At 74.8% G+C, this 12,408-nt stretch carries 8 protein-coding genes; 4 read left to right on the forward strand and 4 right to left on the reverse strand.

Going from position 1 to position 12,408, the window contains the following annotated elements; translation table 11 throughout:
* Window positions 1-359 (reverse strand): L-histidine N(alpha)-methyltransferase (locus WQ56_RS12615; RefSeq protein ID WP_047137483.1); only part of this gene is annotated, 359 nt, incomplete at its 3' end.
* Window positions 356-1,654 carry an ergothioneine biosynthesis protein EgtB gene (gene egtB / locus WQ56_RS12620; RefSeq protein ID WP_047137484.1) on the reverse strand — a complete coding sequence of 433 codons (1,299 nt, stop codon included), beginning with the start codon at window positions 1,652-1,654 and terminating at the stop codon, window positions 356-358. The genes WQ56_RS12615 and egtB, both read right to left, overlap by 4 nt.
* Before the next feature lie 94 nt (window positions 1,655-1,748).
* Between egtB and recC the strand changes: the two genes are divergently transcribed.
* Genes recC through recD form a run of 3 tightly spaced genes read left to right on the forward strand, consistent with a single transcriptional unit; the run spans window position 1,749 to window position 10,848 of the window.
* Complete coding sequence (gene recC, locus WQ56_RS12625; protein ID WP_047137485.1) at window positions 1,749-5,195, forward strand: exodeoxyribonuclease V subunit gamma; 3,447 nt, start codon at window positions 1,749-1,751, stop codon at window positions 5,193-5,195.
* Window positions 5,192-8,887 (forward strand): exodeoxyribonuclease V subunit beta, encoded by a 3,696-nt coding sequence (locus tag WQ56_RS12630; RefSeq protein ID WP_231583414.1) that lies wholly within the window; start codon window positions 5,192-5,194, stop codon window positions 8,885-8,887. Before recC ends, WQ56_RS12630 begins: the two co-directional genes overlap by 4 nt.
* A complete protein-coding gene (recD, locus tag WQ56_RS12635) occupies window positions 8,884-10,848 on the forward strand; it encodes an exodeoxyribonuclease V subunit alpha (RefSeq protein WP_047137486.1) in 1,965 nt (654 codons plus the stop codon). The genes WQ56_RS12630 and recD overlap by 4 nt, the downstream gene beginning before the upstream one ends.
* Window positions 10,849-11,025: 177 nt before the next feature.
* On the opposite strand, the gene WQ56_RS12640 is transcribed toward recD, so the two are convergent.
* Both WQ56_RS12640 and WQ56_RS12645 read right to left on the reverse strand, forming a co-directional pair.
* Window positions 11,026-11,562 carry a rhodanese family protein gene (locus WQ56_RS12640; protein ID WP_047137487.1) on the reverse strand — a complete coding sequence of 179 codons (537 nt, stop codon included), beginning with the start codon at window positions 11,560-11,562 and terminating at the stop codon, window positions 11,026-11,028.
* A gap of 11 nt (window positions 11,563-11,573) precedes the next feature.
* The gene (locus tag WQ56_RS12645; protein ID WP_047137488.1) at window positions 11,574-11,882 is read right to left on the reverse strand and encodes a metalloregulator ArsR/SmtB family transcription factor; all 309 of its coding nucleotides are present in this window, start codon (window positions 11,880-11,882) and stop codon (window positions 11,574-11,576) included.
* An 85-nt stretch (window positions 11,883-11,967) separates the two neighbouring features.
* Between WQ56_RS12645 and WQ56_RS12650 the strand changes: the two genes are divergently transcribed.
* Entirely contained in the window at window positions 11,968-12,327 is a 360-nt protein-coding gene (locus tag WQ56_RS12650) for a carboxymuconolactone decarboxylase family protein (protein ID WP_047137489.1), read from the forward strand.
* Window positions 12,328-12,408: the final 81 nt, after the last annotated feature.

Genomic DNA, 12,408 nt, shown 5'->3' on the forward strand with positions numbered 1-12,408 from the left:
CGCGAGATCTCGATCGAGGTGTAGGCGACCGGGTCGTCGAGCCCGTCGAGCAGCAGCTCGGTCTTGCGCCCGCTGCCGCTGCCGAACTCGACCACGTGCACGCCCGCACCGATCGCCTGGGCGATCGTGTCCATGCGCGCCTCCAGCAGCGCCAGCTCGGTGCGCGTGAGGTAGTACTCGGGCTGGCGCGTGATCGCCTCGAACAGGCGCGAGCCCTCGGCGTCGTAGAAATACTTGGACGGCAGCCGCTTGGGCGTGCGCGACAGGCCGGCGACGGCGTCGGCGGCGATGTCGTCGGGACGCGGGCGCAGGTCGGTCAGCGCGGCCTGCGCACGGGCGCGGGCGGTGGCGGCGTTCATGCGGAATCCTTGGCCAGGCGCAGGCCGGCGAACTGCCAGCGCGCGTCGGAGGGGAAGAAGTTGCGATAGCTCGCGCGCACGTGGTCGGCCGGGGTGGCGCAGCTGCCGCCGCGCAGCACCCACTGCGCATCCATGAACTTGCCGTTGTACTCGCCCAGCGCGCCCGGCCAAGGCCGGTAGCCGGGATAGGCGGTGTAGGCGCTGTGGGTCCATTCCCACACGTCGCCGAACAGCTGCTGCAGCCCGGTGTCGGCGGCCCCCGGCGCGCAGGGATGCAGGCGGTCGGCATCGGCGAAGTTGCCGCCCACCGGCACGCCGGCGGCGGCCTGCTCCCATTCGAACTCGGTCGGCAGCCGCGCCCCGGCCCAGCGCGCGAACGCGTCGGCCTCGTAATAGCTCAGGTGGCACACCGGCGCGCCGGGATCGAGCGCGCGCCAGCCGCCGAGCGTGAACTCGCGCGCCAGCGCCTCGTCCCAGTACAGCGGCCGCTGCCAGCCCTCGGCCTGCACCCGGGCCCAGCCCGCGCTCAGCCACAGCCCGACCGTGCGGTAGCCGCCGTCCTCGACGAACGCGAGGTAGTCGGCGTTGCTGACCGGCCGGCTGGCGAGCGCATGCGCCGGCACCAGCACGCGGTGGCGCGGCGTCTCGTTGTCGTAGGCGAAGCCCGCCGCACCCGGCCAGCCGGCGTGGCCGATCTCGACCACGCACTCCTCGCGCGCCATCCAGCGCAGCGGCGCCGCCGTGCCGCGCGCGGCCGGCAGGTCGTCGCGGTAGGCCGGCGCGATCGGGTTGGACCAGAACGCGTGCTTGATGTCGGTCAGCAGCAGTTCCTGGTGCTGCTGCTCGTGCTGCAGGCCGAGTTCGACGATGTCGAGCCGGGCGTCGTCGAGATCGCCCGAGGCCAGCCGCGCGCGCATGCGCGTCTCCACCGCGTCGCGGTAGTCGCGCACCTGGGCGAGCGTCGGTCGCGACAGCAGGCCGCGGTGCGGGCGCGCGTGCATCGGCCCGACGCTCTGGTAGTAGCTGTTGAACAGGAAGTCCCAGGCCGGGTCGACCTCGCGGTAGCCCGGGTCTGCGGCCAGCACGAAGCGCTCGAAGAACCAGGTCGTGTGCGCCAGGTGCCACTTGGTCGGGCTGGCGTCGGCCATGCTCTGGACCATCGCGTCCTCGGCGCCGATCGGCGCGGCGAGCGCGGCGCTGCGCGCACGCACGCGGTCGAAACGGGCGCGCAGCCGCGTGGCGCGTTCGCCGGTCGGCGCACGGGCGGGGATCGCTTGCGGGGACGGCGGCGTCATCCATACAGCTTAGGCGCCGACCGTGACGGTGCCGTTAGCCGTGCCGGGCCCGCGCGTCTCGCATGCTGCGAACCCGCTGCGGCAAGATGGCGCGATGACCGACCCGGCCACCGACTTCCGCCTCTACCCGTCCAACGCGCTGGAGGTCCTGGCCGGGCTGCTGGCCGCCGAACTGCGCCGGCCGGTGCCCGGCGGGTCGATCCTCGCGCCGGAGGTCGTGCTGATCCCGCAGGTCGCCATGCGCCGCTGGCTGCAGGCGACGCTGGCCGCCGAGCACGGCGTGGCCGCGAACCTCGAGTTCCTGACCCCCGGCGAGTTCGTCGCCCGCGCGCTCGCCGCCAACCTCGGCCCGGCGCAGGACGAGCTCGATGCCGCCAGCCTGCGCTGGCGCCTGTACGCCGCGCTCGTCGACCCCGAGGTGCTGGCGCAGCCAGCGCTCGCGTCGCTGGCCGCGTATCTGGCCGGCGACGACGCACTGCGACCGTGGGCGCTCGCGGGCGAACTGGCCGGCGTGTTCGAGAAGTACCAGGCCTGGCGGCGCGACTGGCTGCTGCGCTGGGAAGGCGGCGCCGATCCGGGCGACCCGCAGGCCGCGCTGTGGCGGCATGTCGCCGCCGGCCGCGACACCCGCGCGCGCCGCATCCAGACCTACCTGGACCGCTTCGCGGGCGAGCGCGCGACGTTGCCGCAGGGCCTGCCGCGGCGGATGTTCGCGTTCGCCACGCTCAACGTCTCGCCCGACGTGCTGCGCGTGCTGGCGACGCAGGCCCGCGTGGGCACGCTGCACTTCTACCTGCCCACGCCGGCCCGCGGTTACTGGGGCGACCTGCAGGCGCTGGCGCCGCACCGGCGCGCACGCGCCGACGAGGCGTTCGACGCGGCGCTGCTGGCGGGCCACGCCGACGACAACCGCCTGCTGCAGGCCTGGGGCGCGGCCGGGCGGGATTTCATGGCGTTGCTGGGCGGCTACGAGGTCGTGCACCCGCGCGCCGAGATCGAGGTCTATGCCGACCCGCTCGAATCGGGCCAGCGTCCGCTCGATGGCGGCGGCCTGGGCGACACGCTGCTGCGGCGGATGCAGAGCGACCTGTTCCGCCGCGCCCCGCCGCCGGCGCCCGCGCCGCGCGCCGCGCCCGAGCTGCGCGACCCCAGCCTGCAGCTGCATGCCTGCCACACGCGCCTGCGCGAGCTGCAGGTGCTGCACGACCAGTTGCGCGGCCTGCTCGAGGACCCGCGCTTCGACCCGCCGCTGCAGCCGCGCGAGATCGCGGTGCTCGCCCCGGACATCGATCCCTACGTGCCCTACCTCGAGGCGGTGTTCGGCCACGCAAGGCCCGGGACGGAGCCGGAGGCCCAGGGGACCGCCGACACCGGCCCGGGCGTCCGCACGCGCATCCCGTACGCGCTGGCCGACACCAGCCCGCTGGCCGGCGAGCCGTTGGCCGAGGTGTTCGTGCGCCTGCTCGGCCTGCCGGTGTCGCGCTTCGGGCTCAACGAGACGCTCGACCTGCTCGCCAGCCCGCCGCTGGCGCAGGCCGCCGGGCTCGACGCGGCCGCGTTCGAACGCCTGCACGGCTGGCTGCAGGCCGCCGGCGCACGCTGGGGGCTCGACGGCGCGCACCGCGCCGCGCACGGCGCGCCCGACGACGACGCCTACACCTGGACGTTCGCGCTCGACCGCCTGCTGCTGGGCCATGCCAGCGGCAGCGAGGACGCGATCGCGCGCGTCGCGCCGTGGCCGGCGCTCGAGGGCGGCGCGCTCGACGCGCTCGACACCCTGGTCCGGCTGCTGCGCGTGCTCAGCCGCGCGCAGCGGGGCCTGGGCGAGGCGCTCGCGCCCGGGGCGTGGCGCGAGCGCCTGCTCGGCCTGCTCGATGCGCTGCTGCCCGGGACCCCGTCCGCGCCGGCCACCCAGCGCGCGCTCGACCGGCTGCGCCGGCTGATCGACGCGTTTGCGGCCGACGCCGCGCGCGCCGGCGTCGAGACGCCGGTGCCGGCCGAGGTCGTGCGTGCGCACTTTGCGCAGTTGCTGGCCGAGGCCGATACCCGTGCGCCGCTGCTGACCGGCGGCATCAGCGTCGGGCGCATGGTGCCGATGCGCCTGCTGCCGTTCCGGGTGATCTGCCTGCTGGGCATGAACGATGGCGACTTCCCGCGCCGTGACGCCGCCGCCGGCCTCAACCGCCTCACCGCCGAGCTGGGCACGACGCGACGCCGCCACGGCGACCGCTCCACGCGCGAGGACGACCGCTTCCTGTTCCTGCAGCTGTTCGCCTCGGCGCAGGACGTGTTCTACGTCAGCTACCTGGGTGCGGACGCGCGCGACGGCAGCGTGCGCGAACCCTCGCCGCTGGTGGCCGAACTGCTCGCAACCGCCGCGGCCTACCACGCCGACCCGCAGGCGGCGGCCGCGGCACTGACGGTGCGCCACGCACTGCAGCCGTTCGCGCCGGCCGCGTTCGGTGCCGATGGCGACCCGCGCCGCTTCAGCTACCGCGCGCAGTGGCAGCCGGCCTCGGCCCGCATCGGCGGTGCGCGTACGCCGCTGGCGCCGTGGTGCGCGACGCCACTGCCGCCGTCCACCGACGACGGGATCGCGCCGCCGGACACCACGCTGTCGCTCGATGCGCTGCGCCGGTTCCTGGTCGCGCCGGCCGCGCAGTTCCTGCGCGAGCGCCTGGACCTGCGCCTGGCCGAGGCGGCCGAGGTCGGCCAGGACGTCGAGCCGCTGCTCACGCCGGGGGCGGGCCTGCAGAAGGCGCTGCTGCAGCAACGCGTGTTCGACGCCCTGCTCGCCGGCGACACCGACGCGCTGTACGCGCGGCTGCGCGCGCAGGCGCTGCTGCCGTCCGGGCCGCTGGGCCAGCGCCAGCTCGACGCGCTGCTGGCGGCACTGCGCCCCTACGCCAAGGCGTTCGCCGACTGGGGCGGCGCCCGCCCCCCCGAGACGCGGCGCATCGAGGTCGAGCTCGACGGGATGCGGCTGCACGGCCGCCTCGACCGCCTCTACCCGCAGGGCCTGGGCCACGTGCGGCTGGGCGCGATGAACGGGCCGGCCGCGATCCGCCACGGCCTGGACTGGCTGCTGGCCGGTGCCGCCGGGCTCGACCTGCCGCTGGTGCAGGTCTTTGACGCGGGCGAAGGCGGCATCGGCCCGTTCGTGCGCGCCCCGCTGCCGCCGGCGCAGGCGCGTGCGGCGCTGCAGCGCCTGCTCGACCTGCGCCGCGAGGGCCTGCAGGCGCCGCTGCCGTTCGGCCCCTACAGCGGCTGGGACTACTTCAGCGCCGACGACCCCGAACGCGCGCTCCAGGCCGCCACCGCGCGCTGGCGCGGTGGCGAGCGCCAGTGGGGCGAAGGCACCGGCGAGGCCTACCGGCTCGCGCTGCGCGGGCGCGACCCGTTCGCCGACCCGACGCTGCTGCAGCGCTTCGCGCAGACCAGCTTCGCGGTGTTCTCGGCAGTCGAGCGCGGCGACGTGCACGCCGGCTTCGACGACGGCCGCCGCTTCGTGGTCGATGCCGACACGGAGGTCGAGGCGTGACCGCGCCCGTGCCCACCCCGGTCGACCCATTCCTGACGCTGCCGCTGGCCGGCACGCAGCTGATCGAAGCCAGCGCCGGCACCGGCAAGACCTTCACGCTGGCCACGCTCGTCACCCGGCTCGTCGTCGAGCGCGGCCTGCGCATCGGCCAGATCCTCGCGGTCACATTCACCGAGGCCGCCACGCAGGAACTGCGCAAGCGCATCCGCGAGCGCCTGGTGCTGGCCTCGCGGCTGGTCGACGCCCCGGCGCGCGACGACGACGCGCCCGACGCCGCGCTCAGCCGCGCGGTGATCGCCGCGCACCTGGCGGCGAGCGACGAATCCGCGGCCGCGCTGCAGCGCCGGCTGCAGCAGGCCGCCGACGAGATCGACCTGGCCGCGATCTTCACGATCCACGGCTTCTGCGCCCGCGTGCTGCGCGAGCACGCGCTCGAGAGCGGCCAGAGCTTCGCCGCCCCCGAACTGCTGGCCAACGACCGCGCGCTGCGCGAGGAACTGGCCGCCGACCTGTGGCGCGCCACCGCCGCCGACGCGACCGATGCGCCGCTGCTCGCCGCGCTGTGGCCGGCCGGCCCCGACGCGCTGGCGCGCGACTTGGCCGAGCTCGTCCGCCAGCCCGTGCTGCTGCCGCCCGATCCGACCGACGTGCCCGATCCGACGGCGCGCGAGGCCGCGCTCCACCGCGCCTCGCAGGCGCTGGCCGACGGGTTCGCCGCGCATGGCGACGCGCTGCGCGCCGCCCTGTTGGAGGCGGTCGAGGGCAGGATCCTCAACGGCCAGAGCTACAAGGCCGCCTGGATCGAGGACCTGTGGCGATCGCTCGCGCACTGGTGCGCAGCCGGCGACTGGTCGGCGCCGACGCACGACAAGCTCGCGATGCTGCAGGCCGACACCCTCGCGGCCAAGACCAACAAGGCCCATGCCGGGCGCACGCCCGGCTCGCCGCTGTGCGCGCTGATCGCGCCGTACCTCGACGCCGTAGCCGCACTCGAGACCGCGCGCGGGCAGGCCCGGCTGCATCTGCTGCACCGGCTGCGCGACGCCGCGCGCGAGCGCCTGCGGCTGCGCAAGCGCCAGCTGCGCGTGCAGACCTACGACGACCTGATCGACGGCGTCGCCGACGCGCTCGACGGCCCGCACGCCGACGCCCTGGTGCGCCGCCTGCGCGCGCAATACGCGGTCGCGCTGGTCGACGAGTTCCAGGACACCGACGCGCGCCAATGGCGCATCTTCGGCACCGTGTTCGGCGACTCGCCGTCGGCGCGTGAGGCCGGCCTGGCGCCCGCGCTGTTCCTGATCGGCGATCCCAAGCAGGCGATCTACGGCTTCCGCGGCGGCGACGTGCAGACCTATCTCGCCGCGGCGCAGGTCGCCGACCGCGCACCGGCGCTGGACCGCAACTTCCGCTCGCGCCCGTCGCTGCTCGCCGCGATCGAGGCGCTGTACGCGCAGGCCGGCGAGCGCGCCTTCCTCGATCCGCGCATCCGATTCCACCCGGTGCTGCCCGGCACCCAGCGCCACGACGGCGACTATCGGCGCGGGGGGCGCGATGCGCCGGCGCTGACGCTGTGGCGGGCGCCCGAACCGCCGGCCGACACCACCGGCAGGCGCAAGCCCTGGGACGCCAGCGCCTCTCGCGCGCTGGCCGCCGAGGCCTGCGTCGCCGCGATCCACGCCGTGCTGACCGAGGCGCGCGCCGGCACCGCCACGCTCGACGGCGCGTCGGTGCAGGCGGGCGACATCGCGGTGCTGGTGCGCAAGCATGGCGAGGCCACGCGGATCCAGCAGGCGCTGGCCGCGGTCGGCATTCCCGCGGTCGCCGCCGGCAAGCAGAGCCTGTTCGCCACGCCCGAGGCGCACGAGGTGCTCACGCTGCTGCTCGCACTGCTGCACACCGCCGACGACAGCCGCCTGCGCGCCGCGCTGGCGACCGTGCTGCTGGGCGTGGACGCCGCCGGCATCGCCGCGCTCGACGGTGACGCCGCCGCGCATCGCGCCTGGCAGCTGCGCGCGCTGGCCTGGCGCGAGCGCTGGCAGCGCGGCGGTCCGCTGGCGCTGGTCTCCGACCTGTGCGCCGACAACGGCGCGCGCCTGCTCGGGCTGCTCGACGGCGAGCGCCGGCTGACCAACTACCTGCAACTGGGGGAACTGCTGCAGCAGGCCGATGCGCGCGCGCTCGGCCTGCAGGGCCTGGTCGACTGGCTGGGCCAGCAGATCGCGCGCGCCGACGCCGACGACGAGACCCAGCTGCTGCGCCTGGAATCGGACGCGCGCCGGGTGCAGATCGTCACGCTGCACAAGAGCAAGGGCCTGGAGTACCCGCTGGTGTTCCTGCCGTTCGTCGGCATCGGCGGCCGCGCGCCCGATCCGGGGCGCGCCTGCGTGGTCGCCGACGACGCGGGCGCCCGCGCCCTGCACTGGAAACTGCAGGCCGACACGAGCGGCTGGGACGCCGCGCGCAGCGCCTGGATCGAGGCGCAGCGCGCCGAGGACGCGCGCCTGCTCTACGTCGGCCTGACCCGCGCCGAGCACGCGGTGTGGATCGCGACCGGCGAGTTCTACAACGCGCGCCAGACCGCGCTGGCACCGATGCTCGACGGCCTGCCCGACGTGCCCGGCCTCGTGCGCGAGGCCACCGTGCCGGCAGCGCTGCCCTGGCTGCCACCGGTCGATGCGGGCGAGCGCCCCACCGCGCGGACTGCCGCGCGCGCGATCGCGCCCGACTGGTGGGTGTACAGCTTCACCCAGCTCGCCAATGCCGACAGCGGCGCCCAGGACCCGTCCACGCGCGCGACCGTCGCCGCGGCCGGCGGCCACGACGAGCCCGAGGGCGAGCCCGCGCCCGAAGCGCCACGCGCAGACGACCACGACCCGCGCTTTGCCGGCAACCGCTTCGGCGTGGTGCTGCACGAAGCCTTGGAGCTGGGCGACTTCGCCGCGTGGCGTGGCTGGCGTGCGGACGACCCGGCGCCGCCCGGCCAGCGCGACGTCATCGAAGCGGCATTGCGCGGCGGCGGCTACGCGGCCGAGGACATCGACGACGGCGTCGCCGTGCTGACCGCGCTGATCGGCTCCACGCTCACGGTCGCACTGCCCGAGGGCGTGCGGCTGTGCGACGTGCCCGTCGACGCGCGCCGGGCGGAGATCGAGTTCCAGTTCGCGCTGCAACCCACCGCGGTCGAGGCGATGCTCGCGCTGCTGCACGCCCACGGCGTGGCGACCACCCGCACCGGCTTCGGCCTGCGCCGCACGCTCGAGGGCCTGATGACCGGCCTGATCGACCTGACCTACACCGTGGACGGCCGCTGGTACGTGCTCGACTACAAGTCCAACCGCCTGCCCGCCTACGACGCGCCGGCACTGCAGCGCGCGATGGCGCACAGCGAGTACGACCTGCAGGCGCTGATCTACACGCTCGCCCTGCACCGCTGGCTGCGCTTCCGCCTCGGCGGCGACTACGACTACGCCCGCGACTTCGGCGGCGTGCGCTACCTGTTCTGCCGCGGCCTCGACCCCGACCGCGACGCGACCTCGGGCGTGCACGCGCAACGCTTCGCCCCGGCGCTGATCCACGATCTCGATGCCTTGTTCGCCGGCGCGGTCGCACCCCCGCGGACGGTGTCGGCCGGGTCGCCGCCCGCGCATGCCGCGATGTCGCCCGCCAAAACGCCCCCGGGTGACCGCCCATGACCCCCTCCACCGACTCCGTGCGCGACCCCGCGGGTCTGCTCGTCGCGCTGCAGCGCAGCGGCGCGTTGCGCACGCTCGACCATGCGCTGGCGCAGAGCCTGCGCCGGCTCGACCCCGACACGCCCGACCCGGTGCTCGCGGCCGCGGCGCTGGCCTCGCTGGCGGTCGCCAACGGGCACGCCGGCTTCGATCCCGCGCGCCCGCGGCTGCTGGTCGATGCCGACCTGGACTGGCCCGAGCCTGCCGCATGGCGCGCCCTGCTGCGCGACACGCGCTGGGTCGACCGGCCCGGCGACCCGCTCGCCCCGTCGGCCACCGGCACGCCGCTGGTGCTCGAACCGGACGACGCCGGCGGCCTGCTGTACCTGCGCCGCTACCGCGAATACGAGGCCGGCCTCGCCGCCGGCCTGCGGCGGATCGCGGCGCACCCGCTCGACGCGGCCGGCCCCGAGGCCGTCGCCGACATCTTCGCCACGCTGTTCCCCGACGCGCAGACCGGCGACGATCGCCAGGCGCGCGCCGCCGCGCTGGCGCTGCGCCGCGCGCTGCTGCTGGTCACCGGCGGCCCCGGCACCGGCAAGACCACGACCATCGCCCGCCTGCTGGTGCTGCGCATCGCCCAGGCCCTGCGCGGCGACCGACCGCCGCCGCGCATCGCGCTCGCCGCCCCCACCGGTCGCGCCGCCGAGCGCATGGCCGAGAGCCTGCGGCGCGCCGTGCAGGGCCTGACCGACAGTCTCGACCCGGCCCTGCACGCCGCGCTGCCCGGCGCCCTGCCCGACACCGCCTGCACGCTGCACCGCCTGCTCGGCACGATTCCCGACAGTCCTGCATTCCGCCACAACGCCGCGCACCCGCTGCCACTGGACGTGCTGGTCGTCGACGAGGCCTCGATGGTCGACCTGCCGCTGATGGCCAAGCTCGTCGACGCCGTCGCCGACGGCGCCCAGCTGATCCTGCTCGGCGATGCCGACCAGTTGCCGTCGGTGGAGGCCGGCGACGTGCTGGCCGCGATCCTCGTCGCTGCCGGCGCCGGCCACGCGCTGCAGGCCGACGATGCCCGCGCGCTGCAGCCGCTGCTCGGCGTCGCCCCCGTCGACGCCGACACCCGCGGCCTGCGCGGCCATCGCGTGCAGTTGCTGCGCGGCTACCGCCAGGACGCCGGTTTCGACCTCGCGCCGCTGGCCGAGGCCGCCCGCGACGGCGACGCCGACACCGCGCTGGCCCTGCTGCGCGGCGGCCAGCTGCGCGGCGTGCACTTCCACGAGGACGTGCCCGACCCGCTCGAGGCGCGCCACGACGCGCTGCTCGCGCACTGGCGGAGCCTCGCCGACGCGCCCGATCCCGCGACCGCGCTGGCGCGCGCCCAGCGTCTGCGGCTGCTCACCGCGGTGCGCGAGGGCCCGCAGGGCGCACGCGGCCTCAACGCCCGCATCGAAGCGCTGCTGTCGGGCCGCCGCACCGGCCCGACGCCTGCCTGGTTCGACGGCCGCCTGCTGCTGGTCACCGAGAACAGCTACCGCCATCGCCTGTTCAACGGCGACATCGGCATCTGCCGGCTCGACGCGGACGGCGTGCCGATGGCCTGGTTTGCCGGCGACGCGCCCGGCGAGGTCCGCGCCTTCCACCCCGCCGCGCTGCCCGCGCACGAGAGCGCGTTCGCGATGACCGTGCACAAGGCCCAGGGCAGCGAGTTCGACGAAGTCTGGCTGCAGCTGCCGCGCCACGACAGCCGCGTGCTCTCGCGCGAACTCGTCTACACCGCGCTCACCCGCGCCCGCAGCCGCCTGCACGTCGCCGGCAGCGCCCAGGTGCTGCGCGACGCGCTCGCGCGGTACGCGGTGCGGATGTCGGGGCTGGCGTGGCGGCTCGGGGCAGCGAACACCCAAGCGGGCCCGGCGGCAACGCAAGATCCCGGGCGGGATCCCGATGCCCCGCCGTGCCAGGGCGCGCTGTTCTAGCGCATCGCCTTCCCTTCATGCACGCGCCGCGCCCAACCGGAGATCACCCGTGATCCCGGACAAGCTCCTGCGCACGAGCACGCTCGCGTTTGCTTCCATCGTCCCGGCTGCATCGACCGGCGCACACTGATCTCCGCAACTCGGCCACGCACAAACGCGGGCGGGCGTCGCCTGTACTCAGCCCGATACGGGCGTGCCTGATCGGCGATTCCACGGCATGTGCGCCAGCACCCGCGCAAGACCGCAGACCCCGCTGATGCCAGCGAACGTCAGGCCAGCGCCGATGCCACCCGCCAGCAGGTGGAACCAGGGCGAGGCACCGAAACCCAGGGCCGTCGCCAGCAGGACGAGGCTGCCGGCCGCAATCTGGACCTGGCGATTGAGCTCCAGCGGCTGTGTCCGGTCCTGCAGTACCGGCAGGCCGGCCTGCTTCCAGGCGTCCAGGCCGCCTTCGAGTGCGCATACCCGGACATGCGGACCCGCGGCGGCGGCGAGCCGCGCCGCATGGACGCCGGTCCGCATCCCCGAGCGGCAATGAAACACCACGACCGTGGCCTCTCCCCGCGGCAGGGGCGTGGTGCCGAGGTGCGGCAGCGGATGGGACACCGCATCGGGAATCCGCTCACGGACATGTTCGTCGTGGTCGCGGATATCGATCAGGCGGGCGCCTGCCTGCACGAGTGCGAAGGCGGCATGTGCGTCGAGCATGTCCATCGTGGGGGGCCTCATGGGCAGAACAGATCCTTGAGCGTGGCAATCAGCCGGGCCACGCGTGGATCGGCGATGCGGTAGTGCAGCGTCTGCGCCTCGCGGCGAAAGCACACCAGCCCGTCTTCGCGCATCCGCGCCAGATGCTGGGACAGCGCCGACTGGCTCAATTGCACCTGGGCCTGCAGGGCGCCCACGCTGGCCTCGCCGTGCTCGATCAACAGGCACAGCAGCAGTAGCCGTTGCGGGTGGCCGAGAATGCGGAGCATCGAGGCCGCCTGCTCGGCGCCTTGGCGCATGAAATCCTGGGAGTCGTCGGTTGGCATGTCGCCATAATATTAGGTTTTTCTAAATTAGAGAATACTAATATGATGACGTGGCCGGCGTCGTGCCGGCTCCCTGGAATCGCCAATGCACGCCTCGACCTATACCGAACTGACTCGCGACATCTCGCGTGATCTCGACGACCTGCGCAGCCACCACGCCGATGTGATGCGCGGCTTCAACGCGCTGAGCAAGGCGGCGATGGCACCCGGCGCCCTCGACGAGAAGACCAAGGAGTTGATTGCGATGGCCATCGGCGTGGCCAACCGCTGCGACGGCTGCCTCGGCTTCCACGCCAGGGCACTGGTGCGCCTGGGGGCCACGCGGGGCGAATTCCGGGAGATGCTGGGCGTGGCCGTCTACATGGGCGGTGGCCCTTCGCTGATGTACGCAGCCAATGCGCAGGCGGCCTACGAAGAATTCATGGGCGCTGCCCGCTCGGCCTGACGCCCTCTGACGAACGGGGCGCCCTGCAGCCACCGGCGGCGATTTCGCTGGCTACGCCGCGCGAGGCCTCGCCGCACCCTT

The sequence above is a fragment of the Luteimonas sp. FCS-9 genome, assembly GCF_001014645.1.
GTDB lineage: Bacteria > Pseudomonadota > Gammaproteobacteria > Xanthomonadales > Xanthomonadaceae > Luteimonas.

Bases quoted from the DNA above. Each gene is read 5' to 3' on its own strand.
- recC (WP_047137485.1), top strand. From the start codon at position 1,749: ATGACCGACCCGGCCACCGACTTCCGCCTCTACCCGTCCAACGCGCTG.
- egtB (WP_047137484.1), bottom strand. From the start codon at position 1,654: ATGACGCCGCCGTCCCCGCAAGCGATCCCCGCCCGTGCGCCGACCGGC.
- WQ56_RS12640 (WP_047137487.1), bottom strand. From the start codon at position 11,562: ATGGACATGCTCGACGCACATGCCGCCTTCGCACTCGTGCAGGCAGGC.
- recD (WP_047137486.1), top strand. From the start codon at position 8,884: ATGACCCCCTCCACCGACTCCGTGCGCGACCCCGCGGGTCTGCTCGTC.
- WQ56_RS12650 (WP_047137489.1), top strand. From the start codon at position 11,968: ATGCACGCCTCGACCTATACCGAACTGACTCGCGACATCTCGCGTGAT.
- WQ56_RS12645 (WP_047137488.1), bottom strand. From the start codon at position 11,882: ATGCCAACCGACGACTCCCAGGATTTCATGCGCCAAGGCGCCGAGCAG.